The organism is Palaeococcus pacificus DY20341 (assembly GCF_000725425.1).
GTDB lineage: Archaea > Methanobacteriota_B > Thermococci > Thermococcales > Thermococcaceae > Palaeococcus > Palaeococcus pacificus.
Window position 1 is genome coordinate 1031582 of record NZ_CP006019.1, and the last position, 24500, is coordinate 1056081.

At 42.1% G+C, this 24500-nt stretch carries 26 protein-coding genes; 10 read left to right on the plus strand and 16 right to left on the minus strand.

The window, feature by feature from the left end:
• The 3 genes from PAP_RS05695 to dapA form a co-directional block, all read right to left on the minus strand.
• Entirely contained in the window at window positions 1-765 is a 765-nt protein-coding gene (locus tag PAP_RS05695; RefSeq protein ID WP_048165095.1) for an FtsZ/tubulin family protein, read from the minus strand.
• 9 nt (window positions 766-774) lie between these two features.
• Entirely contained in the window at window positions 775-1995 is a 1221-nt protein-coding gene (hxlAB, locus tag PAP_RS05700) for a bifunctional 3-hexulose-6-phosphate synthase/6-phospho-3-hexuloisomerase (RefSeq protein WP_048165967.1), read from the minus strand.
• Between the two features lie 112 nt (window positions 1996-2107).
• A complete protein-coding gene (gene dapA, locus PAP_RS05705; protein ID WP_236626972.1) occupies window positions 2108-2998 on the minus strand; it encodes a 4-hydroxy-tetrahydrodipicolinate synthase in 891 nt (296 codons plus the stop codon).
• Window positions 2999-3116: 118 nt separating this feature from the next.
• On the opposite strand from dapA, the gene PAP_RS05710 reads away from it, so the two are divergent.
• Window positions 3117-3272, plus strand: a complete 156-nt coding sequence (locus PAP_RS05710; RefSeq protein ID WP_048165097.1) for a 50S ribosomal protein L40e — start codon at window positions 3117-3119, stop codon at window positions 3270-3272.
• Window position 3273: 1 nt separating this feature from the next.
• On the opposite strand, the gene PAP_RS05715 is transcribed toward PAP_RS05710, so the two are convergent.
• Window positions 3274-3600, minus strand: a complete 327-nt coding sequence (locus PAP_RS05715; protein WP_048165098.1) for a PadR family transcriptional regulator — start codon at window positions 3598-3600, stop codon at window positions 3274-3276.
• 192 nt (window positions 3601-3792) lie between these two features.
• On the opposite strand from PAP_RS05715, the gene PAP_RS05720 reads away from it, so the two are divergent.
• Entirely contained in the window at window positions 3793-3978 is a 186-nt protein-coding gene (locus tag PAP_RS05720; protein ID WP_048165099.1) for an HTH domain-containing protein, read from the plus strand.
• Here the strand turns inward: PAP_RS05720 and PAP_RS05725 are convergent.
• Together PAP_RS05725 and PAP_RS05730 are read right to left on the minus strand one after the other, a co-directional pair.
• Window positions 3964-5154, minus strand: coding sequence for a hypothetical protein (locus tag PAP_RS05725; protein ID WP_084177537.1), 1191 nt, complete (start codon window positions 5152-5154; stop codon window positions 3964-3966). The genes PAP_RS05720 and PAP_RS05725 overlap by 15 nt on opposite strands.
• 78 nt (window positions 5155-5232) lie before the next feature.
• Window positions 5233-6261, minus strand: coding sequence for an L-threonylcarbamoyladenylate synthase (locus tag PAP_RS05730; RefSeq protein ID WP_048165101.1), 1029 nt, complete (start codon window positions 6259-6261; stop codon window positions 5233-5235).
• Window positions 6262-6317: 56 nt separating this feature from the next.
• On the opposite strand from PAP_RS05730, the gene PAP_RS05735 reads away from it, so the two are divergent.
• Window positions 6318-6626: a hypothetical protein gene (locus PAP_RS05735; RefSeq protein ID WP_048165102.1), complete on the plus strand. Its 309-nt coding sequence runs from the start codon at window positions 6318-6320 to the stop codon at window positions 6624-6626.
• Here PAP_RS05735 and PAP_RS05740 read toward each other — a convergent pair.
• The 5 genes from PAP_RS05740 to minD all read right to left on the minus strand — a co-directional run bounded on the left by PAP_RS05740 (window position 6607) and on the right by minD (window position 12178).
• A complete protein-coding gene (locus PAP_RS05740; RefSeq protein ID WP_048165103.1) occupies window positions 6607-7644 on the minus strand; it encodes a glycosyltransferase family 4 protein in 1038 nt (345 codons plus the stop codon). The two genes, PAP_RS05735 and PAP_RS05740, sit on opposite strands and share 20 nt — an antisense overlap.
• A gap of 44 nt (window positions 7645-7688) precedes the next feature.
• Window positions 7689-8912 (minus strand): cell wall-binding repeat-containing protein, encoded by a 1224-nt coding sequence (locus PAP_RS10100; RefSeq protein WP_052649088.1) that lies wholly within the window; start codon window positions 8910-8912, stop codon window positions 7689-7691.
• Window positions 8913-9102: 190 nt separating this feature from the next.
• Window positions 9103-10548 (minus strand): asparagine synthase (glutamine-hydrolyzing), encoded by a 1446-nt coding sequence (gene asnB / locus PAP_RS05750; protein WP_048165104.1) that lies wholly within the window; start codon window positions 10546-10548, stop codon window positions 9103-9105.
• A gap of 133 nt (window positions 10549-10681) precedes the next feature.
• The gene (locus tag PAP_RS05755; protein WP_048165105.1) at window positions 10682-11428 is read right to left on the minus strand and encodes an ATP/GTP-binding protein; all 747 of its coding nucleotides are present in this window, start codon (window positions 11426-11428) and stop codon (window positions 10682-10684) included.
• Window positions 11429-11437: 9 nt separating this feature from the next.
• On the minus strand, window positions 11438-12178 hold the full coding sequence (gene minD, locus PAP_RS05760; RefSeq protein WP_048165106.1) for a cell division ATPase MinD: 741 nt from the start codon (window positions 12176-12178) through the stop codon (window positions 11438-11440).
• Between the two features lie 112 nt (window positions 12179-12290).
• Between minD and PAP_RS05765 the strand changes: the two genes are divergently transcribed.
• Window positions 12291-14105 carry a PINc/VapC family ATPase gene (locus PAP_RS05765; protein ID WP_048165107.1) on the plus strand — a complete coding sequence of 605 codons (1815 nt, stop codon included), beginning with the start codon at window positions 12291-12293 and terminating at the stop codon, window positions 14103-14105.
• 42 nt (window positions 14106-14147) lie between these two features.
• On the opposite strand, the gene rlmD is transcribed toward PAP_RS05765, so the two are convergent.
• The gene (gene rlmD / locus PAP_RS05770; RefSeq protein WP_048165108.1) at window positions 14148-15392 is read right to left on the minus strand and encodes a 23S rRNA (uracil(1939)-C(5))-methyltransferase RlmD; all 1245 of its coding nucleotides are present in this window, start codon (window positions 15390-15392) and stop codon (window positions 14148-14150) included.
• 84 nt (window positions 15393-15476) lie between these two features.
• Between rlmD and gyaR the strand changes: the two genes are divergently transcribed.
• The 4 genes from gyaR (at window position 15477) to PAP_RS05790 (ending at window position 19459) form a co-directional block, all read left to right on the plus strand.
• Window positions 15477-16478, plus strand: coding sequence for a glyoxylate reductase (gene gyaR / locus PAP_RS05775; protein ID WP_048165109.1), 1002 nt, complete (start codon window positions 15477-15479; stop codon window positions 16476-16478).
• 62 nt (window positions 16479-16540) lie between these two features.
• Window positions 16541-17821, plus strand: a complete 1281-nt coding sequence (locus tag PAP_RS05780; protein ID WP_048165110.1) for a bifunctional L-myo-inositol-1-phosphate cytidylyltransferase/CDP-L-myo-inositol myo-inositolphosphotransferase — start codon at window positions 16541-16543, stop codon at window positions 17819-17821.
• A 117-nt stretch (window positions 17822-17938) separates the two neighbouring features.
• Window positions 17939-19090, plus strand: a complete 1152-nt coding sequence (locus tag PAP_RS05785) for an inositol-3-phosphate synthase (protein WP_048165111.1) — start codon at window positions 17939-17941, stop codon at window positions 19088-19090.
• Between the two features lie 114 nt (window positions 19091-19204).
• Window positions 19205-19459, plus strand: a complete 255-nt coding sequence (locus PAP_RS05790; RefSeq protein WP_048165112.1) for a UPF0147 family protein — start codon at window positions 19205-19207, stop codon at window positions 19457-19459.
• A gap of 27 nt (window positions 19460-19486) precedes the next feature.
• On the opposite strand, the gene PAP_RS05795 is transcribed toward PAP_RS05790, so the two are convergent.
• The 4 genes from PAP_RS05795 to PAP_RS05810 are packed head-to-tail and all read right to left on the minus strand — an operon-like array spanning window position 19487 to window position 22113.
• Entirely contained in the window at window positions 19487-20050 is a 564-nt protein-coding gene (locus tag PAP_RS05795; RefSeq protein WP_048165113.1) for an aldolase, read from the minus strand.
• Window positions 20047-20637, minus strand: a complete 591-nt coding sequence (locus PAP_RS05800) for a hypothetical protein (protein WP_048165114.1) — start codon at window positions 20635-20637, stop codon at window positions 20047-20049. Before PAP_RS05800 ends, PAP_RS05795 begins: the two co-directional genes overlap by 4 nt.
• 58 nt (window positions 20638-20695) lie before the next feature.
• Complete coding sequence (locus PAP_RS05805) at window positions 20696-21265, minus strand: FumA C-terminus/TtdB family hydratase beta subunit (protein WP_048165115.1); 570 nt, start codon at window positions 21263-21265, stop codon at window positions 20696-20698.
• Complete coding sequence (locus PAP_RS05810; protein WP_048165116.1) at window positions 21256-22113, minus strand: fumarate hydratase; 858 nt, start codon at window positions 22111-22113, stop codon at window positions 21256-21258. The genes PAP_RS05805 and PAP_RS05810 overlap by 10 nt, the downstream gene beginning before the upstream one ends.
• 207 nt (window positions 22114-22320) lie before the next feature.
• Here PAP_RS05810 and PAP_RS05815 point away from each other — a divergent pair, with 207 nt between their 5' ends.
• Both PAP_RS05815 and PAP_RS05820 read left to right on the plus strand, forming a co-directional pair.
• Window positions 22321-23739, plus strand: coding sequence for an acetate--CoA ligase family protein (locus PAP_RS05815; RefSeq protein WP_048165117.1), 1419 nt, complete (start codon window positions 22321-22323; stop codon window positions 23737-23739).
• Window positions 23740-23777: 38 nt separating this feature from the next.
• Window positions 23778-24485 (plus strand): acetate--CoA ligase family protein, encoded by a 708-nt coding sequence (locus tag PAP_RS05820; protein WP_048165118.1) that lies wholly within the window; start codon window positions 23778-23780, stop codon window positions 24483-24485.
• The last annotated feature ends 15 nt before the right edge of the window (window positions 24486-24500 follow it).

Below are 24500 nucleotides of genomic sequence, written 5' to 3' on the forward strand. Positions count from 1 at the left end.
TCACCACCTCTTGATTAGCAGAGCTAGCACTTCCACGTCGTCGTTTGACTCGTTATCTATCTGAACGCCCCATATTATGTCCTTTTCCTCTAAAATCTCTTGAAAGTGGTTTAGGATTTTGTGGGCGTTGCTTAGAGGGACGTTCCTCCCTGCTCGTATGTTTATCAGTCCTCTCTCCCAAATTCCCCAATGCCAGTTGAAGTCGATTTCATTAATTAGCCTCAATATACCAACGTTTCCGCCTTTAATCATGGCAAAAAAGTCCGCATAGTCAACGTTCACTAACATGTTCGCTTCCAAATAGTTGTAGAGCTTTGAGAACATTTCTCCAATCCTCTTACCTGCCGCATTGAATGCATCCTTTAAAGAGGCCTCCTTGTATTCGTCCAAAACTTCCCACAAGGAGTCATAGAAGACTGTCTCAAATGTTCCAGCCCACGTAGGCTTTTCAGTGTTCACAAGCTCTATGTATGGCGTGAGCACATAAGCTAGCCTCATGACATCACTTGGAAGGTAAAAATCAATTATCTTAGCGATTTCAATGTTCATAGGCTTTTTTTCAAAAATCAGCCATAATATAGCATTCTTATCAACTTTCTTGAAGAAATCCTCAACTTCATCAATGAAAGCCTTTTTGTTGAGTAAGTAATCGGAAGTATCAATAACAACTCTCGTTGCTTCAGGTATATTTATATTCCTAACTATAAGCGAGCCATTGTTTCCAATACCCACAAAAATATGGTTAAAAGGAAAAGAAACTTCCATGAAAATCCCCTATTCTAAAGTAGCGTGCTTTTTCTTCATATCCTTTTCGGTCTTTTGGAATGTTGCCATGAGGAGAGCTATTATTCCGTCGAGGAATATCATTGTAGAGTCCTCAAAGAGCGTCCCCATCGGGGCTACCCACTTATACTCGGTGAGCATTTGCCTTGCTATATAATCGGTTGGAACGTCTGTTTTTGCTCTTCCTGGGATTGTGACAACTACATCAGATATTCTTCCTAGAGTCGAGTTCTTATATGATGTTAGAGCTACTACTTTTCCTCCTTGGTCTTTAGCTATCTCCGCTGCATCTACTATGCTCTTTGTCTCACCGCTTCCGCTGATTGCTATGAGTAAATCCCCTTCTCCAAATGCAGGAGTTATTGTTTCACCGACAACGTAAACGTTAAAGTCAAGGTGCATCAGGCGCATAGCAAAAGCCTTTCCTACCAGACCGCTTCTTCCAGCACCGTAAATAAAGATTTTATTTGCTCCAATCATTGCGTCGATCATTCCTCTAACTTCTTCGAGCTTTAGTGCATCTACTACATGATTTATGTGATCCATTATGTCTCTCATAGCCTTTTTGATTGTGAGCATGTATTCACCCCAAAAGAGGTCTATAATCTTCCTCGTGGTTTCTTCTGGATCTTTTGCCTTTGTTATTGCTCCTCCGACAATTATAATTGTGGCGCCCATCTCAACGACTTTTGGTATTGTCTCTAAGTTCAGCCCTCCAGCAACTGCAACCGGTATTTTTACAGCTTTTACAACTTTTTCTAGGTCTTCTAGTGGGGATTTCCCTTGAACTTGCTCATCGATTCCTGTATGGACTAATATATAGTCAACTCCCATCTTCTCAAGTTGCTTTGCTCTCGCAACCTTATCCTTGACACCGATTAAATCTACCATAACCCTTATTCCATACCTCTTTGCTACCTTAACAGCATCTTTGATTGTTTTATCATCTGCAACCCCAAGAATAGAGACAACATCTGCTCCATGCCTTACGGCCATTTCTACCTCCAAAGCCCCTGTGTCCATTGTTTTTAGATCTGCCACGACCTTTCTATCAGGGAACCTGCGCTTCATGAGCTCAACAGCTCTCATACCCTCCTTCTTGATGAGTGGAGTTCCAACTTCAAGCCAATGGGCTCCTCCGTGAGCAGCTTTCTCAGCTATGGACATAGCTTGCTCAATATCGGTTAAATCCAGTGCAACTTGCAGGATCATCTTGAGTGCCTCCATAAGAGTTTGTCAATAGGAACTCCTTTCGAGCATTTTTAACTTTAACTATTCAAGTGTTGAAGAGAACAATTAGGGAATAGACAAATTTATGACAAGCTTAAATAAGACCGATATCCTCTAATACTTTTTCGACTTCATGGAGTTCTTCTTCACTTAGGGGAAGAATAGGGCTCCTTGGCAGTCCTACGTTTAATCCCAACATGTTCATGGATTCTTTAATTGCGCTTAGCTGGTTGTACCTCTTTACAACGACCTCATTTAGATAATTGAGCTTTAATTGTATTCTCTTAGCCCTCTCAAACTTCTTCTCTTTGAATGCGCTGTAGAGGTCTACACAAAGCCTTGGGGCAACATTTGCCACTGCCACAACAGCCCCATGGGCTCCCAAAGATAATGCAGGATATATCAAATCCCCAGTGCCTGCTAAGATACTTATCTTGTCTCCCAGCGTTCTAATGAGCTCTCCTATTCTCGAAATTAGTCCGCTTGAGTCCTTTATACCAATTATTTGTGAATATTCTTCTGCCAGCCTATTGATTACCTCTAGGGGGATATTATAGCCTGTAAATTTAGGCACGTTGTATATTAGAATAGGAACATCCGTGGCCTCAATAATCGCGGCATAGTGGTAGTAAAGCTCTCTTGGGGAAGGCTTGAAGTAGTACGGTGGGGCAATTATCACAGCGTCAACTCCTATGTCCCATGCTTCTTTTGTTAGTGCTATTGTTTCTTTAGTTGAAGAAAACGCAGTTCCTCCTATAACTGGAACTCGACCATTTGTCTGGTCTACAACAATCTTTAAAACCCTCTTTCTCTCCTCATAACTTAAATATGGGAATTCTCCATTACTTCCCAAAGTTACGAGCCCATAGATCCCGCTGTTTATGAAGTGTTCAACAAGCTCTCTAAGGGCTTCTTCATTTATCTCCTCTGCATCATCAAAGGGCGTTACATGGGGCACAAATATCCCTTCAATCAAAAGCAACACCAGATAATGAAACGTGCTCGATGGTTAAAGCTTTTTTGATTTTGATGAAAGGAGATGCATAAAGTTTAAAAATGGAGGGACTGAAAAGTGCATAGGTCAAGATCACGGAGGGATTGTAATGGCAAGGTTTCCAGAAGCTGAGGCAAGACTCTTTAAGAAGTATGTGTGCATGAAGTGTGGTGCCACAAACCCATGGAAAGCTGACAAGTGCAGAAAGTGTGGCTACAAGGGATTAAGACCAAAAGCAAAAGAGCCGAGAGGAGCTGGGCGCTGATTCAGCTCTTAAGTTTTTCTACCATATTTTCTATAAAATCAGTTCCTTCTTTTAAGAGCTTTCCACCTTTTTCTGTTAGTGCATAGTACTTTCTAGATGGTTTTCCTGTTTCACTTTCTTGCCACTCCGCTGTAACATAACCTTCTTTCTCGAGCTTATACAAAACAACATAACTGCTAACTGTAGCTGGTTCGAATCCAAATTTTTCTTTTATCTTATTTTTAAGCTCGTAGGCATACATGGGCCTTTCTTTTAGGAGGCTCAGTATGTATATCCACAAAACTTCTTTGGTAAGCTTTTCTTGCAGTCTTTCCATTGGACTCGTCATTTTATATCACCTTCAATGATACATATTATATACAAGGAAATGTTTCATAAGCATAAATACTTTTCGCTCATGTTCCTTAAACATTTTTTGGTATGCACAACTGCCGCCATAGGAAGATTTATAACCCCTTACTGGTACCTAGAAACGGTGGTGCTATGAGGGGGGATTTACTTTGTTCTACCAAACTCGGCTATGAGAATACTGAGGATATTAGCAGACTCTAAAGTGCTCTCTTCTAAGGAAATTTCCGTAAAGACTAGAATGTCTGAAAGAACCGTTAGATATGCCCTGAAGGTTTTAAAAGAAAAAGGTTTTGTGGAGGAAGTCTATATTTTAGGGGATATGAGGCGGAGGGGATACAAACTAAAGAGTACTTGAAATGCCCTCTGCTTCATATAATTTCTTCTTAAATTCTTCTAGTTCTTTATTTCCATCTAAGATTTTGTGGGATATATCAAATGCTTTTAGGAGGTCTCCTCTCCGCATGTAGAACTCAATCTGTTCTATCTTCTCCAGGAGATCTGTATCCTCCTTTTCAGCTGCTAGATATTTCAAAAAGGCTATCCTAATGGTGATTTTGTAGTCCAGCTTTGGAGAATCCGCTATGACATCCTTGTAGATGGCTAAGGCCTCTCTTAGTTTTCCTAATCCTAAAAGTGCTTGAGCTAGACGCATCATCTTTTCATAAGCTTTTTCGTAGTTTCCAGAACTTCTATGTGAATTTATTAGCTGATAAAGCATCCTAGAAACGTTCACTCCAATTAACTTCGCTCTACCTGTTTTTCTAGCTAATAGGTAAGCATATTGGGCTTTGAGCAAAATTTCAGTTGTTTTTTCCAAATTCCCCTCAGCATAAGCCATTTTGCTAGCCTTTTCATAGTTTTTCGCTGCTGTTTCGAGCATTTCTTTGTAATGTTCATCATATCCAAATAAATCTTTGACAAAGTAGCCTATCCTGTAGAATATGTCCGCAGCGTTCTCGTGATCTTTTCTCCCTAGATACTCAGTGGAAATCTTTCCATATAGGTCTATTAGCTTTCCAGCTACAGATTTTGTTTCTTCCTCTGCATCTATGAATTTGTAATACCTATATGCGGCTTCGTAGGCCACTATAGCTGACTCAATCTCATCGCTATCAAAATATGACTCTGCTAGCTCTTCATACATCTTTGCAAATTCTTTTGTATACTTGTTTAATTTTTCTCTGTCGTTTAATATTGCAAAGCTTTCGATAACATTCACGCAGAAATCCTCTAATTTAAATAGATTTACCTCATACTTTTCTATCTCACCGCTTATTAGATGAAGATACAAAAAGGCACTTTTCAGCAGAAAAGGTCGCGCTTTTTCTTTTAATGTGGGATTCGGTAATAATTTGAGTCCGATATATTTATACACTTTGGCAGCGGCCAGTGTATCTCCGAATTCCTCATATTTTTTGCCTGCTTGAACAAGTAGCTTCACTCCCCTCCTTAGATCTCCGTCGTTTATTTTTTTGCGCCCAATGTTTTCTAAGTCTTCTGGGGATGTTGGGGAGGTCATATTTAATGGCAAAGTTAATCACCTCAGATGAATTAAAAATTAAGATTCACTAATGAACTTCTAACTACGATCACGTATTTAAGTGTTGCCTTATTGAACTTTGATTATTTTATAGCCAGCGGCTTTTCTCAATCTGTTCATAATAGCTAATCCCAGGCCCTTCTCTTCTATTCCTTCCGCTAGAATCACATCTACGCCTTTTTTGTCAAGCTCCCTCAACGCTTTGAACATATTCCGTGCTATCTCCTCCTCACTCTCACCTAAGTTGAAGTATTCATCGGCTTCATAGAAGTCTCCGGTTGCCATTACCCCAATTTTGAGGCCTTCTGCTTTGAGATCTCTAATGAGCTCTTTTAATTTCTCTCTAACTTTTTCCTTTTTCCCCTCTACAACCACGACCTCGGCATTTGGGGAATAGTGCTTGTACTTCATCCCTGGTGATTTAGCTAAGTCCACTTCTTTTCCCATAACTGCAGGATGTATTTGAATCTCCCCAATAACTTCCTCAATTTTTTCTAGAGGTAGCCCTCCAGGCCTTAAGAGCATCGGAGGCCATGTAGTTAAATCCAAGACCGTGCTCTCAACGCCTATTTTAGTCTCGCCGCCATCAATTATACACTCGATTTTGCCATAAAAGTCGTCTACAACATGCTCAGCTAGAGTAGGGCTTGGTCTTCCGCTTATGTTTGCTGATGGAGCAGCTATGGGCTTCTTACTTGCCTTTATCAGTCCAAGAGCTATTTCGTGAGATGGCATCCTAATTGCAACGCTGTCTAAACCTCCCGTTGTTTCGTTTGGAACATTTTCCTTCTTTGGAAGAACCATGGTTAATGGACCGGGCCAAAAGTGCTTTGCCAGAAGCTCAGCCTCTTTTGGAACCTCTCTCGCGAGTTCATAGACTTGTTCAAAATCCGCTATGTGAACTATTAAAGGATTATCTGCAGGTCTGCCTTTGGCATGGAAAATCTTAATAACAGCTTCTTTATCTAAAGCATTAGCTCCCAGACCATAAACTGTTTCAGTTGGAAATGCAACCAACTTTCCTTTCTTAATAAACCTTGCTGCGATTTTAACTTTTCTCTCATCCAGTCCGTCCCGCATATTTATTACTATAGTCACTCTCTCACCCCACAAATCTTATTTTGTATCAGAGCAAATAAACTTTGGTGTTTCAAATGAAGAGTAAAGCAGACCTTCTTAAGTACGCTATAGTCGAGTTAAAAAGATTGTTCCCAAACGCACCGTTTTTGGGAATTAGAAGTGAGGTCTTCGAAGGGACTCAAGTTAAAGTTGAGTCTTTAGAAGAACTTCTCGATGTTTGTAACAAGCTCAATCTTCTGGTAGAGTACTATCTGGACGAGGATACGGGGAAGGTTCATTTCTCAACTGCCTACCAAGGAAGGATTTTTGTTCATGAATGCATAGTAGAAGAGCTTTATGACATTACAAACAGATTGAGAGAACTTAAGGAGAGCGTAGTATAGAGTTATATGCTTTTTCTACCTCTTCTGCAGCTTTTTTCCACGTGTATATTTTAGAAACGTCCTCTCCAACTGCTCCGAGTTTTCTTCTCTGCTTCGCACTCTTTAAAAATTCCTCAACTTTCTTCACAAGTTCTTCAAAGTCCTCAAAAGTAGCTCCGTTTTTTCCTTCCCGTATAAGTTCAGGAATTCCTCCCACTTTGCGGCCGATAACAGGGACTCCTAAAGAGTTCGCCTCTAAGATGACAAGGCCAAAACCTTCTCTAAGGGAAGGTAAAATAAGGAGCTTCGTTTTTGATAGGATTACCTCTATATCACTTCTATAACCTAAGAATCTTACATTTTTTGGCGCTTCTTTTTCAAGACTTCTCCTGAGCGGCCCATCTCCCACAATTACGAACCTCTCGTGGGGAAAGGCCTCCGCAAGTCTCAGCATTGTTTTGGGGCTTTTATATTTTCTCAACGCTCCAATGAATGTTATATACTCTGATTTGCTTTTAGCCACTTTCATCTCTTTGACACCGTTTGGGATAACTTTGACTCGCTTTGCTCCTAAAGAGAGAGCTTTTTTTGCCAAGTAATGGCTAACCGTTATTATCTCATCTGCTGTGATTAAGCTTTTTTTAACAAAAAATTTCCCTAAAGGGAGTTTTGACATAAAATCGAGATCACTTCCATGGGCGGTAATAATTAAGGGTTTTCCAGTTTTTTCTTTTGCCAAAACTCCCGCATATGAGGTAGTTCCTATGTAGTGGGCATGGAATACATCAAAGTTGAACTCCCTGTCGAGTTCAACGATCTTTTTTGATGCCAAAAGAGCAAAGCTTATCCCCCTGATTCCAAAAACATTAGGAACTTTAACTTGGTGAACAAATTCCTTCTCAAAGTCTCTCGGTTTTATTGGACCATAGGTTAAGATGTGCACCTCATGCTTTTCCCTGAGCTCTCTAACTAAGCTGTTGAGGTGATTTGCTATTCCACCGCCATGGGGAGGGTAGTGGCCGATCATTAGAATCCTCATAGCGATCAAAAAGAGTTAGAGCAAAAGAATAAAAACGTTTCTAATTAAGGCTTTTCTTTCCTATCTCCAGGCTTTGGTGGTGTTACTGGCATGTGCTCTTCACTTTTTTCTTTCTTGTATTTAAATGACTCTTTAAGCTTCTCTTTTATGTCCTCTATGATTTCTTGAGCCTCGTCATATTTATGCTGCTTTAGGGCAAGCTCTGCACTATTTAAGAGCTGCTCTATTTCACCAACATCCACTCCCGTGTTTCTGAGACCTATCATCATCCACTTTAGCCTCGTCAATTGGTGCTCTAATGCGAACCCCATACTTCCCTGAAATATTCCTCTTAACATCTCGTTAGAGGACCTCAAAGCAATCTCAGCATGCCCTTTAGCAGTCATGGCTTTTATATACGCTTTTTGATAATCCCCTTTGTCGTAAGCATCTCTTGCTTCTTCAATTTCTTTCTCCGCGAGCTTTATCATCGCTTTAGCCTTTGGCTCTTCAAGTCCATCCAAAGTATCCTTCGCCTCCAAAATCCTGTTTTCGGCGAGGTGAATTACCTCAAGAACATAATCCTCTTTTAGGGATATGTTTATGATGGAGAGCGAAACGCCACTGCTTTGTCCATACTGAAGTGCCAGCTCCATGGTTTTGCTGTGTCCGCTAAAGACATTATTGCGCCCATACATCAAAACAGGCAGGACAATATTTTCCGCTTCTGCGGTGTGTATTACCTCCTCTAGCTGCTCTTCGAAGTCTTTAGAATTGTAATTGACGAATGCTATGAGAATTTGTGAAGGACTTCCTTCATACTCCTTTATGAGCTTGATGGTCTTGTAGCTTACTGCCTCCCTACCATCGATTAAATACAGCTCGTCAACTTGTTCCAGTATGTTGGGAAAGTATTCTTTCATACCTTTAATAACATCCAAGCTCGTTTCCTCTCTGTTCTTACCGGCCCACCTAATCACTTCAATCTCCATATCATCTAAATCCTCTTCATATTCCTCTGGAACAGCTACTTCTCCTCCAATTATTATGACTAAATCCGGCTCTTTTTCAATAATCTGGGCACTAATTTGCGGATCGTAAAGTCCCCATGTTGTTGTAACAATTTGGGCCCCTAAAAGCCCACCAACATTCTCAGCCACAGCTGAGTCCGCTTCATTATCACTCACCAAAATCACAATGTTATTGCCCTCTTGGGCACTTATGAAGGGCATTAAACTTATAACAGTCAGTAGCCCCAAGATGATTGCGAAGCCTTTTTTCCACACCACACTCTATCACCCTCACTATTCTCTACAAAAACCAACTATTTAAGCCTTTTTCACGAAATCGTTTTGTTAAATTAATCTTTGGGCGTCAATAAGGCAAAGATAACGGTTTAGTGTTAAAGAAGGTTTAAGATGGTTTAAAAACGTTTAAAAGCTGTTAAAACTGGGCAGACTTTAGATAGGCCCTCCTTCATCATTTTGCGTTGGGGAATAGTTCTGAATAGACCTTTATCGCAAATTCTCTAGGCTTCAATCCCTGCATTTTCGAGATTTTCTCAAGCATTTTTTGAGAGTTGCTTCCATATTGGCAAGCCTTCTTTTCACGGTATGCCACTTCCTTCGGAAGACCCATTTCTAGTGCTACGTCCCTCAAAATTTTCTTTCTAATTCTTCCGCTTATCTTGTACTCCAGAGGAGTTCTTAAAGCAAGTCTGACGACATTTAAATCCAAGAAAGGAATTCTCCCTTCAACACTGTTGATCATAGCTATTTTGTCGTCTCTCACTAAATTCTTTTCTCCAATTTCAATGATATCCTTCTCCATCAAGGAGGGATTCTCCAAATACTTAGCATAGCCCCCGAAGAGCTCATCCGCCCCTTGTCCGCTTAGGAGGACTTTAACACCATCCTCTCTAGCAAGCTTTGTCGCAAAGTAAAGAGGAATTCCTATGGCTAAGTTCATGGGATTTGGCTCTTCTATGGCAAAAGCAACCTTTGGGAGTGCCTCTTTAACGTCTTCTAAGTCAAACACGTATTCTCTGAGCTCCAATCCTAGAGCTTCGCTCACTTTTCTTGCCCACTCTAAATCCACACTTCCTTCAGCTCCTGCTGTATAAAGGATGATATCGCTGTGCTCAGAAGCTAACATGGCTAAGAGAGAGCTGTCGAGACCACCACTAAAAAGAACTCCCGTTTTTTTGCTCGCTCTAATTTTTACAGCATACTCCAAAGATTTTTTCAGTCCTTCTTTTGCTCTTTTATATGGCAGAGGAGCACCTTTAAAATCTCCTATACTAAGTAGCTTAGTTTTTTTAATCCCCTCTTTGGATATTGCTACTAGTTCACCGGGTTCAACTGGAACTGCCTTTTCTCCAATACTCCAGAGAACCTTCTTTTCGGATGCAAATAAGCCGTTTGGTGAGTAATATAATGGTCTTACCCCAATAGGGTCCCTAAAAAGGTAGATTCTATTCTTATCGGAAAATGCAACAGCATAATCGCCTATTAATGAATTCACAGCTGTTTTAACAGCTTTCTCAACGGAATATCCTTTGTCAATTAAGTACTCCAATAGCCGAAGTATAACCTCAGTATCAACGTCGCTTTCAAAAGAAACCCCTTTTTCCTCCAAAAATTCTCTGATTTGAACATGATTATAAATTTCACCGTTATGCACCAAAACAAAGTCATTAAAGAAAGGCTGTGTGAAGGATTTTGACCCTGTCATCGCTAAGCGGCATTGGAGAAGCCCTATATTCCCGTTGGGGATATCACTAACTTTTGAGAAATTCTCACTCTTTAAAACTCCCTCGTCCGTCCAAACTCCGAAGGAGTCTCCTCCTCTATGCTTACCTGAGTTTATCATCGTTATAAGCTTGGATTTAATGTTTGAAGTTAATCCTCCAGCTATCAAACACATATTCTCACCGAAAGTAGTCTAATTTATCGTTTAAAAAACCTTTTTGCGTTGCTCTTGTTTGCTTTTTCATATTTTTATGCTCTCTCTTGAAAATTTGTACAAAAGTCTTTGATTTTCTTAGGCCTAGGTTCACTCAAGTTAAGTCTCCACAAGTGCAGTAGTGCTCATATGCTACGGTCTCTAACTCCTCAAACCCAGCTCCACTTATGGCCGAAAGGTAGAGGAGCCTAACCGAAGAAATAACGTCGGGCAAAAAAGAACACAGCTTGTAGGCTAAATATCCCTGTGTTGAGGGGTCTAATCGTAATCTCGAGCTCAAATACTCCAGATTATCCAAATATTTTTTGTAATATTCGAGCTCATTTTTAATTATATCTATCTTATTTAGGGCTGGAATTGTAGTGGCACTAAGCCGAAGATCAATCATCAAAGCAAAGAATCTAACGAAGCAGTAATCGTACAGGTTCTTTAGAATGTTTGGATCAAAAAGGTAAACCACTAAAGGCTCTCTTAGATTCTCCATAAGATTTGAGCCAAAATCGTGGAACAGAAAACTCTCCATCTGCCCTGGAGTGTCTATTAAAACATAATCGAACTCTTCTTCGAGTTTTGATATTTCATTGGCATATTCTTTTGCATGAGGTGTTAAAATGTCATAGCTTTTTACTATGGCTCCGTTGGGGCCAAGCCCGCTCTTCATAAGCTGCTCCACGGTAATCATTTCTCTAACATCAACGTGGGGTGTGTAGGGGAGGGATTTAACTCCTGTGTCCAGATTAATATAAGCAACGTTATGCCCTTCTTTCTCTAAATATTGTCCAAATTTGGCTGTTAAAGTCGTTTTACCGCTTCCTGCTGTCCCAATGAATGTTAAAATCATTCAACCACCTTAATACATTACTTTTGCTTTAAACCCTGAGATGCGCATAACCTGCTCTGCTAGCTCCATAAATGCCTTTGCTCCTTCTGAATTTGGTTTATATACTACAACAGGGATTCCTTCCAGCGTGCCTTCTCTAATAGCTCTGTCTTCAGGAATTACTGCTAACAATGGGACTTCCATAGCTTCGGCGGCAGCATCTGGTGGAATATCGTTATCGCTCCTCCCATATCTATTCAAAACGAATCCCAAAATAGCCAATCCCGCTTTTTTCAACACTATTCCTACTTTCATAGTGTCTGCAATACATGAGATTTCGGGATTCGTTACAAGTATAACCTCTTCAGAACTCAGCATAGCACTCATAGCATCAACTTGAAGCCCAGCAGGACAATCTATTAGCACGAAGTCAAATTTTTCCTTTAAGGGAGCTAGGGTTTCAGGTAATCCCCTAGGGTCGGCTTTAATGACATGTTCCCAATCAACTGCAGCAGGAATAACGTAAACATTTTCGAACTGTGGAAGAGAGTATATGGCTTCATCTATTGAAGCGTCTCCCATAAGAACATCATGAATAGTAACGCTAGCATCGTCCATTCCCATAACCAGACTTAAATTAGCCATTGTTAGGTCAGCGTCAACAGCAACAACTTTTTTCCCAAGTTTACCGAGAGCCACTGCTAGGTTTGCGGCCACAGTTGTTTTTCCAGTCCCTCCTTTTCCCGACACGAGTGATATTAACTTTCCCATCCTCTCACCTTATAGTAATCTGACATTCCCCTTTATGAACTTTTCATTGCTAAGGTTTATATGTTGTTCAAATGCTTATTAAATTGAAGATCATGGTGAGAAGGTGAGAAAAATGAGAGTTTTAATTCCCGATACGAGTGTGATTGTGGATGGGAGACTAACTCAGTATCTTGAAAGCTTAGGTGAGAAGGTTAGGATAATTATTCCGGAAGCTGTTGTTGCGGAGATAGAGCATCAAGCTAACCAAAAGAAAGCAATTGGGCATGTTGGACTGGAAGAACTTAAAAAACTTAGGAAGATGGCTGATGAAGACAAAATAGAGCTTGAATTCTATGGTGAACGGCCAGAGCTTTGGCAGATAATCAAAGCAAAATCTGGAGAAATAGACAATATGGTCAGAGAAGTCGCTAAGGAACTAGGTGGAACACTGATTACAGGAGATCAAATCCAAAGGGATATTGCCTTGGCTAAAGGGATAGATGTCATTTACTTGGAGGCCAAGCGCGAAGTTAAACACCGCCTTGAGGACTTTTTTGATGAGCACACTATGAGCGTTCACTTAAAAGCTGGCGTAAGGCCTTTAGCCAAGAGAGGAAGACCAGGAGAGTGGCGCTTAGTTCCTATAAGAGAGGAGCTTTTAACAGATGAAGAAGTAGAGAAGATTGCCGATGATATCGTCGAGAGAACGAAGAGAGATCCGGAGTCCTTCATAGAGCTCGATGCTCAAGGAGCCACAGTTGTGCAGATGCGTAACTATCGTATAGTCATAGCAAGGCCTCCTTTTGCAGACAGAATAGAGATAACCGCAGTGAGACCTATCACGAAGCTTACTATAGAGGACTACAAGCTCTCAGAGAAGCTCAAGGAGCGCTTAACCACCAAAGCAGAGGGAATACTCATCGCTGGAGCTCCGGGTGAAGGTAAGACAACCTTTGCTCAAGCCTTGGCCGAATATTATGCCTCAATGGGCAAGATAGTCAAGACCATGGAGAAGCCGAGAGACCTGCAGGTCAGTGAAGAGATAACACAATATACCGCTTTAGAAGGCAAGATGGAGCTCACCGGAGATTTACTTCTCCTTGTGAGGCCTGACTACACAATATACGATGAGATGAGGAAGACAAGGGACTTCAAGATTTATGCTGATTTAAGATTAGCTGGCGTTGGGATGGTAGGTGTTGTGCACGCCACTAAGCCTATAGATGCTATCCAAAGGTTCATTGGAAGAGTAGAGCTTGGAATGATACCCCAAATCGTTGATACGGTGATTTTCATAAAATCTGGAAAAATCGAGAAAGTGCTCAGTTTAGAATATAAGGTTAAAGTGCCAAGCGGAATGACAGAAGAGGACTTAGCGAGGCCTGTTATAGAAGTGAAGGACTTTGAGAGCGGCGAGCTTGAGTATGAGATTTACACCTACGGTGAGCAGATAAGCATTGTTCCAGTCAAGAAGAAAGGGGAAAAGGCCCCTGCCCTAAGACTGGCCGAAAGAAAGCTTAGACAGGAGATTAAGAGGTTTTTACCCGATGTTTATACTGAAGTTGAGCTCGTAAGTCCCCACAGGGCCATAATATATGCGGATGAGTTCGACATCCCGGCCATAATAGGCAAGAAAGGGAAGCGCATAACGGAAATAGAGAAAAAAGTAGGTATAAGCATAGACGTCAAGAGCTTTGAAGAGAGAGCTATAGAAGAAGGGCCCAAGGAGAAAATACACGTGGATGTTGATGAAAAGAAAAACCAGTTTGTTCTTAGAGTCAGCAAGGACTTTGCGGGGATGCCAATAAAGTTCTACGCAGGTGAGGATTATATATTCACGGCAACGCCGTCAAAGAAGGGCATGGTTAAAGTGAACAAGAAGACACCAATAGGAAGAGAAATAGCGCGCATGCTGGAAGAGGGAAGGGAAATCTGGGCATCCCTCTAGAGCCCTTTTGTTATCTTTTTTAGCATCAAGTTTGAGCTCTGTTCATGACTTTTTGACAAGCTCTATAACTGCTTCAACATGCGGTGTGTGAGGAAACATGTCAATCAAAACAGCCTTCTCAATTTTGTATCTTTCACTTAAGGCTTCAAAGTCCTTAAGGAAGGCCCTTGGATTGCACGAAACGTAAACTATCCTCTCCGCTCTGCTTTTGGCTAAGAGTTTTGCACCTTCTTTTAGACCTTTTCTTGGGGGGTCAACAATTATTGTGTCATAACTTTCAAGCTTGACTTCTTCAGCATTGCCAACCCTAAAGAGGGCATCTACGTCGTTAAGTTCGGCGTTTTTGTTTGCCATTTCAACGGCAAAAGGATTAATCTCAACACCCTCAACATCAAAACCCCTTTTGGCGAGATAAACGCCGAAGGTGCCAACTCCCGCGTATAAGTCAAAAACCTTCTCACCATCAGTGAAGTCTTCGACCGCTTTTAAGAGGGCAGGTAAGGCGTATGAATTGGTTTGAAAGAAGCTGTTCGGATGAATTAAATAAACCACATTCCCGATTTTCTCTTGTATGTATTCTTTACCCTTGACCAAGCGGGGTTCTCCCCTTGGATCGTCTCTCTCGTCAGTCTTAAAGCTCCAATAGATGGAATCAGCAAAGGAAAAATAGTCTTCAAAGCTCTCTGGAACTTTTTCGGAGTGGGCTATTAAGTTAACCATTACTTCCCCGGTGAATTTCCCCTCACGAATGCTTAGATAGTGAAGAATACCGCGCTTGGCTTTAACATCCCAAGGCTCTATCTTTTCCTCGCGCATGAATGCCTTTAGAGCGCTCAGATATTCACGAGTTCTATTTGAGAAGATTGGACACTCTTTCACATCAACGATGCTCCACCACTTGCCGAACTCCTTGAAGCCAATTCCTTGAGTTGTAATTATGAAGTTGCTGGCGTTTCTAAAGTTCCACACTTGGGGAGAGCCCTTAATCTCGGCGTTTATGCCGGTTATTTTCTCAAAAGTTTTCTGCTTAATCTTTAACTGTTCTTTGTACTTAATGTGCTGCCAAAGACAAGCACACTTTCCAAAGTGCATGCACCTCGGCCTCTGTCTTAACCTCGACTCTTCTAAGAGCTCGAAGTCCGTGGCGAGATGTCTTCCAAAGCGTCTTCTTGTTTTTCTTACTTCTACTAAATCCCCTACCACCGTGTAAGGGACATAGATGGGTTTTTTACCTAAGAGGCCGTAGCCATCTTCGCTCATCTCTTCTATGCGGCCTTTTCCTTTCATGTATGGTGGTAGGTAAAGGGCCTTTTTATACTCATCGAAAACCTCAAATTCTCTGCAATGGAGAACATTTGGGGGTGAGTAAAAATGAAGCCTAAAGTCTTCATTACAAGACAAATTCCCGACAACGGAGTTGAGCTCCTTGAGAAATACTACGATGTCGAAGTCTGGGGAGAAGAGAAAGAGCCGCCTAGGGAGGTTCTCCTTGAAAAAGTGAAGGAAGTCGATGCATTAGTAACCCTTTTGAGCGATAAAATTGACAGGGAGCTTTTGGAGGGTGCGCCCAAGCTCAGGATTATTGCCCAATATGCAGTCGGCTACGACAATATTGACGTTAAAGAAGCGACTAAGAGAGGGATATACGTTACAAACACTCCAGACGTTTTAACCGACGCCACCGCGGACTTAGCTTTTGCCCTCTTATTAGGGGTGGCAAGGCGCTTAGTCGAGGCGGATGAGTTCGTTAGGAGCGGCGAGTGGAAGAAGAGAGGCGTTGCGTGGCACCCGCTAATGTATCTCGGCTATGATGTCTATGGAAAGACTATTGGAATAATCGGCTTTGGAAGGATTGGGCAGGCAATGGCAAAAAGGGCGAAGGGATTTGGGATGCGCATTCTATACTGGAACCGCACGAGGAAAGAAAAAGCAGAGAAAGAGATAGGTGCTGAGTTCGTGGACTTAGAGACGCTTCTAAAGGAGAGCGACTTCGTTAGCTTGCATGTTCCATTGAACGAAGAGACCAGCGGTTTGATCGGTGAGCAGGAGCTCAAAATGATGAAGCCAACTGCCATTCTAATAAACACCGCAAGGGGAAAAGTAGTTGATACAAAAGCACTAATTAAAGCTCTAAAAGAGGGCTGGATTGCTGGCGCGGGTCTTGACGTCTTTGAGGAGGAGCCATACTACAACGAAGAGCTCTTTAAGCTGAGCAATGTTGTCTTAGCTCCGCACATAGGAAGCGCTACTTACGGAGCGAGAGAAGCTATGGCCGAGCTAGTTGCTAGGAATCTGATAGCCTTTGCTAAAGGCGAGGTTCCGCCGACGCTCGTCAATAGGGATGTTTTGAGCGTTAGAAAACCTGGCTTTTGAGTTTTTCTCTTTTCCCAAAAACTTTAAATTTTCCAAATGTTACTAAAATTGTAGGTGGTGAAGTGAAGGGAGTAATTTTGGCGGCAGGACTTGGAAGTAGGATGGGCAGACTAACTGAAGAAACGCCTAAGGGACTCTTAAGGATCGCGGGGAGGGAAATCCTCTATCGAACTATGAAAACCTTAGAGGAGCTTGGAGTTGAAGAGTTCATTATTGTCACAAACCCTAAGTATGAAGACAAGTTTAGGGAATTCCTCAGAGAGAACGGTTTCAATGCCCAAATCATCGTAAATGAACACCCTGAGAAGGGAAACGGGTATTCTCTCTATCTTGCAAAGAATTATGTTGGGGAGAAATTCATCCTCGTTATGAGCGACCATGTCTACGAGAGGGCTTTTCTCGAAAGGGCGATTCGCGGGGAGGGCCTTATAATTGATAGGAATCCAAAATATGTTAACCTAAAGGAAGCGACTAAAGTTTTAGTTGAAGATGGGAGAATAAAAGATATTGGGAAGAGATTGAAAGCGTACGATGGCGCTGATACAGGCTTTTTCGTGCTTACGAAGGAGACTTTTAAATATGCCGAGGGGATTCTTGAGCAGAGGGGGAAAGCCGAGCTGAGCGAAATCGTCAAAAAAGCGGGTCTTAAGGTTACTGAAGTGTCGGGCCTCTTTTGGATGGACGTTGATACTCCCCAAGACCTCAAAAAAGCGAACCGCTTTATAGTCCTGAACGCGGTGAAGGGAACAGGTGACGGGTTCATTTCAAGGCATTTAAACAGAAAAATCTCCACGCGAATATCTGCTCTTTTGGCAAACCACATAACTCCTATGCAAGCAACAATCTTTACTTTCCTTTTGGGGCTCTTTGCTGCAGTTATGACCTTCCTAAGCATCCCTTTAGCAGGCTTACTATATCAAATGAGCTCAATTTTAGATGGTGTTGATGGTGAGATAGCGAGAGCCTCAATGAGGACGAGCAGATTTGGAGGCTATTTAGACTCAATTCTCGACCGCTACGTTGATTTTGCATTCATCCTAATGCTGGCTTTAGCTTATGGAAAAACTTCCTTGGGGTTTTGGAGCTGGGTTGCTTTGGCCATATTTGGCTCTGTCATGGTGAGCTATTCAACTGAGCGATATAAAGCAGCATACGGAAAAGATATTTACAAAGAAACCCCAACAATGCGCTATCTTCCCGGAAAGCGAGATGAGAGAATATTTTTAACGATGCTGTTTTGCTTGCTTGGATTAATCGAGTGGGTTTTTATCGTGCTTGCAGCACTAACGCATCTTAGGGTCTTCACAACAGTTCTGCTGGTGAGAAGAAACGCAAAAACTTAATATATCACCGAAAGTGTTATATATGGCTCACCGCTAAAAAGCTCATAGTTTAAAAATATTACAAAACCGAAAACTATTTAATATGTGTAAAATAAAACTGGGGTTTAGGTGGTAGAGATGGTGAAGGTTGTAATCTTAGGGCAAGGATACGTTGCAAGCATATTTGCAGTTGGTCTTGAGAGAATAAAGAATGGAGAGCTTGGCTACTACGGTATTCCTTTGGCTAATGAGCTCCCAATAAAAGTTGAGGATGTTGAAATCGTTGGAAGCTACGATGTTGATAAGAGCAAGATAGGAAAGCCTCTCTATGAAGTAGTTAAGAGGTATGACGATGGTGAGATTCCTGAAAGCCTCAAGAATATTATTGTGAGAAAGGGAATCCACCTCAGGAGCCTTAGGAACCTCCCAATTGAGGCAGAAGGTTTGGAAGATGAGATGAGCTTAAGCGAAGCTGTTGAGAGGCTCGTCGAGGAGTGGAAGAGCTTAGGCGCTGAGGTGTTCATAAACGTCTGTACCACTGAGGCTTTTGAACCCTTTGGAAGCAAGGAGGAGATAGTAAAAGCAATTGAAGAGAACAACAAGGAGAGACTAACAGCCACTCAGGTTTACGTCTATGCTGCTGCTAAGTATGCTAAGGAAGTGGGAGGTGCTGCCTTCGTCAATGCAATCCCAACGCTCATAGCAAATGACCCAGCTTTCATCGAGCTCGCAAAGGAGAGCAACCTTGTGCTCTTCGGTGATGATGGGGCAACAGGTGCAACCCCATTAACCGCTGATGTTTTGACACACTTAGCCCAAAGGAACCGCTATGTAAAGGACGTTGCTCAGTTCAACATAGGTGGAAACAACGACTTTCTGGCTTTGACTGACAAAGAGAGGAACAAGAGCAAGGAGTTCACAAAATCAAGCATTGTTAAGGACTTGCTCGGCTATGATGCACCACACTACATCAAGCCTACTGGATTTTTGGAGCCCCTCGGCGACAGAAAGTTCATTGCAATGCACATCGAGTATGTGAGCTTCAATGGGGCTATAGACGAGCTCATCATAAACGGTAGGATAAACGACAGCCCAGCCTTGGCAGGCCTTTTAGTGGACTTAGCTAGACTTGGAAAGATAGCCATTGAGAAGAAGGAGTTTGGCCCAGTCTATGAAGTAAACGCCTTCTACATGAAAAACCCAGGACCAAATGACAAACCAAACATTCCAAGGATTATAGCCTATGAGAAGATGAGGATGTGGGCAGGGCTGGAGCCAAAGTGGTTCTGAGCTCTTTCATTTCTCTTTTAGTATTTCCAACCGAAAACTTTTTAGTTACAAAAGTGCAATATAGGATGAGGAAATTTTAGTTACTAATTCTTACTAAATGGCGGAGGTGGTAGAATGAGCGAAGAGAGAATTCAACAAATTATTCAAGTTCTAAAGGAACAAGTTGTTCAAGATACAGTCGTTCCAAGGAACATTAGAAGGGCTGCAGAGCAGGCAATTGAGAGACTAATGGATACAAATGTTGAGCCTGCTGTTAGAGCAGCCGATGCTATAGCCATTCTTGAAGAAATAAGTGAAGATCCAAACATGCCCTTGCACACTAGAACTATAATTTGGGAAGTTCTTGGAGCTTTAGAGCAGGTCCAATGAGTTTGATTTTCTTCCCTATGGATTTTTCTACTTCTTAAATTTGCTCAGATACCACAGCTTTGCGCTCTCCTCTACGAGCTCTGCCTTGTAGAACGTTTCTCTTAGGCTTTTTCCAACAGTTACAATCCCATGCTTTTCCATTATTGCGGCGTCGTAGTCTTTTAAGTGCTTTGTTACTTCGAGAGCAAGCTCTTCAGTCCCTGCTGGCTTAAAAGGCACTATGGGAATCTTCTTGAGGTAAATCTCAGCCTCAGGGGTTATTATTGGTAGCTCTCCCTTCAAAAGGGCTGATGCTGCTATTGCGTATGGAGGGTGGAGATGCGCTATTGCTCTAACATCTTCCCTTTCTTTATAAATGTAAAAGTGGAGCCTCCACTCGGATGAAGGTCTTATTGCGCTAAGTTGCTTCCCCTCTAGGTCCATGACCGCTACTTGGGAGAAGCTCAAATCATCCATTACGGCACCAGTGGCCTTTATAAATATCTTATCTCTAAAGAGAATGCTTAAATTTCCTCCAAAAGCTGCTGTTAGTCCTCTTTCATGGGCTAAGCGGGAGTACTTGAGGAGCTGGGACTTTACTAGGAAGCTCACTTTTTCTCCCCCCTTATCCTTATACCAAATCCACACGACGGACAGTAGGCAAAGCTCTCCTTCCACACTAAACCCTCAGCACCACAGATAGGACAGATTTCAAGCTTACCGCTCTTTTTCCAAAGGTTATATGCTTCTTCATCAATAACGAGGGAAATTTCCTCTTTTTCTTCCTCAAAATATCCCAAAACAGGTGTGCTCTTAAGCTCAAAGTTCTTATCGTCTATTATTGCTGGTTCAAGTCCAACGTTGCCCTCAAACTCTAGCTCATTGGCAGGAATTATGTCTATGATATAGCCTTCAATCTGCTTGTCATGGTAGGCTATGACTTCTAAGGCATCGCTAAGCTCTCCACTCGATGAGAGCAAATCAATAACGAGTGTATTTTTCTTAGGGAGTGTTATTGCGAGGATGAATCGGTTTCTGTGAACGGCCATACCTTTATCTAAAAACACCTCTTCAAAACCCACAGATTTGAAAAACTCTCTAACCTCATCCCCCGTTGGAATCCTCCGCTCTTTTACCACAAATTCCCCAAGCCACTTCGCTAAAGGCATTGCGACCATTAACGGTTCGTACGCTATCATTCTCTCACCCCAATTAACTAATGGCATCACTCTTTAAATCCATTCCTCTATTCATGTTTCAAGTTCTCTGCTCTTCGGGCATTAGCCTTTGACTTTTTTTGTAAAGCGAGTTCCCGTATGCATCCATTGCCACAACTAGGGGCAAATCCTCAATTTCAAGAATCCAAACTGCTTCAGGAATCCCAAGCTCCTCAAGCCAATAAACATCCAAGACACGCTTTATACTTTTAGCGGCTAAAGCGCCTGCTCCACCTGTGAAGGCAAAATAAACGGCTTTGTGCTTTTGCAGAGTGCTTAGAGTTTTTTCTCCCATCCCACCTTTTCCAATAAGGCCTTTGACTCCTAAAGATAAAATATCGTCACTGTATTTTTCCATCCTCGCACTTGTAGTTGGCCCAGCTGAGACTACCTCATAGCCTTGGAGTGTTTTCCTCACTATGGGACCGCAGTGATAGATAACTGCGCCTTTCAAGTTGAAGGGGAGCTCTTCTCTTTTGGCGAGCTCTATAATTTTCCTATGGGCTAAATCTCTTGCGGTGTAGATTATTCCCGAAAGCTTTACGATATCGCCAGCTTTAAGCTTTAAAACATCCTCTTCCCTCAGAGGAGTCTTTAGTCTCACTGCCATATTATAACCCCTCCATCCTTGCTAATCTCTACGAAAGCCTTCCTATTTGCCCAGCACTGGACAACCAAGCCTACGGGAAATGAAGCTGGGTGTCGGTGTGCATATTCTATTTTAACATCAAGCGCCGTTATCTTTCCCCCTAAGCCCATTGGACCTATTCCTAAAGCATTAACCTCGTTGAGGAGCTCCTCTTCAAGCTCAGCTATCCTTTCATCTTTGTGCCTAGCTCCTAAAGGCCTCAAAAGAGCTTTCTTAGCGAGCTTTAAGGCAAAGTCCGCACCGCCCCCTACCCCTATTCCTAGAATTACCGGCGGGCAGGGTTTTCCTCCGCATTTTTTAATGTGCTCGACCACAAAGTGCTTTACTCCCTCTAAGCCCTCGCTTGGGTTTAACATTGCTAAAGCGGAGCAATTTTCACTCCCACCACCCTTTGGAAAAACAATAATTTTTATTTTATCTCCTTCAATGAGTTCCCAGTGGATTATTGGAACAAATCTCCCTGTGTTATCTCCTGAATTCCTATTGGTTAGTACGTCAACAGCGTTTGGCCTTAGTGGAATTTCCTTTGTGGCTCTTTTCGTGGCGTTAATTAGAACTTCCTTTAATTCCTTTAAATGGGGATTATCAATTCCAGCTTCAACAAAAAAAGTAAGTGTTCCCGTATCTTGACACATAGGGAGGGAATAATCCTTTCCAAGTTCAATTGTTTTTAAAATATTCTCCAGCTGCAGCTTTGCTATGGGGTTTTCCTCTTTTTCATAGGCCCTTTTTAATGCATTAACTGTGTCATCGGGTAGTTTAGTAACTGCAAGACGGATTGCCTCGACAATATAATCTTCAAGTTCCATAGTGCATCACATCAAATTTTCACAAGTTAAAGGTATAAATTTATTTGGATTGTCTTTGCAAAAACCCACATCAATGAGCTTTTTTAATCATTAAAGACCATATTTTAAGTGCATAAAACTTTTATAGCATTAAACAGAGAATTTCCAAATGAGAACTTTCAATTCCGAAGAAATTTCAACGAAGGTTTTTAACCAAAGGTGATGAGGATGGAGAAGTCAAGGATAGTGGAAGAGTTGAAGCCTTTCTTTGAGCCCAAGGGTGTCGCCATCATCGGTGCTACGGACAAGAAGGGAAAGGTTGGAAATGTTATTTTTGAGAACTTTAAGGTGAACAAAGAGAAGGGCATTTTTAAGGGGAACATATATCCAGTTAACCCAAAGCTTACAGAGATTGAAGGTGTTAAGTGCTATCCAAGCATCAAAGACGTCCCAGAGGATGCAGATTTAGCCGTCATATCAATCCCAGCCAAGTTTGTGCCAGCCACAATGAAAGACATTGCTGAGAAAGGCATAAAGAGCGTCATAATCATCACAGGCGGCTTTGGAGAACTCGGTGAAGAAGGAAAGAGAATGGAGCAGGAGATACTTCAAATAGCAAGAGAAAACGGGATAAGAATTGTCGGGCCAAACTGTGTTGGTGTTTATGTCCCAGAAACCGGTGTTGATACTGTTTTCTTGCCTGAGACAAAGATGGACAGGCCAGAAACAGGAGCGATAGCATTCGTTACCCAAAGCGGTGCTTTTGCAGCGGCTATGCTTGATTGGGCAGCAATGGCTAACATAGGAATAGGAAAGATGGTCAGCTATGGAAACAAGCTCGATGTGGATGATGCAGACTTAATGGAGTATTTCATGTATGATGATCAGATTAGGGTTATAACCTTCTACATTGAGGGAGTTAAAGACGGTAGAAAATTCATAGAGACCGCGAGAAAAGTCACACCCCACAAGCCTATAATCGCTTTAAAGAGTGGAAGAACCGAATACGGTGCTAAAGCCGCTTCATCTCACACGGGAAGCTTAGCGGGTGCGGATACAATTTATGATGCTGTCTTCAAGCAAACGGGTATTTTGAGAGCTGAGGACTTTGAGCACATGTTCGACATGGCAAAGGCCTTTGCAAAATGCAAGCTTCCAAAGGGAGACAGGATAGGGATAATCACAGATGGTGGCGGAGCAGGAGTTATGGCAAGTGATGCTGTTGCTAAGTTCGGTCTTAAAATGGCTGAGCTTAGCGAGGAGACACTCAAATATATGAAGGAGAAATTCCCACCACACGCAGTTGCAGGCAACCCAACCGATGTTGTTGGAGATACAGACGCTCAAAGATACAAAATTGCAATTGAAGCTTTTGTAAATGATCCGAATGTGGACGTTATAGTGGTCATAACACTGTTCCAAGTTCCTCTCTTGGATGAGATGGAGCTAATTGACATCCTAGCGGAATATGCAAAGAAGAGCGACAAGCCAATCATTGCAGTTGCTATGGGTGGTAAAAAGACAGAGTATTATGCAAAGATTCTCGAGGATAAGGGAGTTCCAGTATACCTAACACCTGAGAGGGGAGTTAGGGCGGCAGCGGCTTTAGTTCAATACGTAAAATATTTGGAGAAGCTCAAGGAGTGAGCTTCTTTACTTTTTACTCTTAAAATGGGGGGAAAAGTATGAAGGAAGAGGCTTTGAAGATTATTAACGAAGTTTTGGCGCAAGGTAGGAAATCTTTGGTTGAATACGAAGCAAAGCAGGTTTTAAAATCTTACGGTTTGCCTGTGCCGGAGGAGAAGCTTGCTAAGACCGTGGATGAGGCCATCAAATATGCAGAAGAGCTTGGATATCCGGTTGTTCTGAAGCTCATGTCACCGCAAATACTCCACAAGAGCGATGCCAGGGTTATTGCCCTCAAGATTAAGGATGAGGAAGAGTTAAAGAAAAAGTGGGAAGAAATCCACGAGAATGCCAAAAAATACCGCCCAGATGCAGAGATTTTAGGTGTTCTCGTTGCACCAATGCTCAAGCCCGGAAGGGAGATTATCATCGGTATTACAGAAGACCCCCAATTTGGACACGCAATAATGTTTGGTCTCGGTGGTATATTCGTCGAGATACTCAAGGATGTAACCTTCAGGATTATTCCAATTGAGGAGAAGGACGCTTGGGCAATGATACGGAACATCAAAGGCTATCCAATTCTCGCAGGAGCAAGGGGAGAAGAGCCAGCGGACATGAAGGCAATAGTTGACATGATGCTCAAGGTTTCCCAATTGGTTGATGATCTCAAGGACTACCTTAAAGAGATGGACTTAAACCCAGTGTTCGTTTACAACGAAGGCGAAGGTGCAATGATTGTTGATGCAAGAATCATCTTGAAGTGATTTTATTCCCTTATT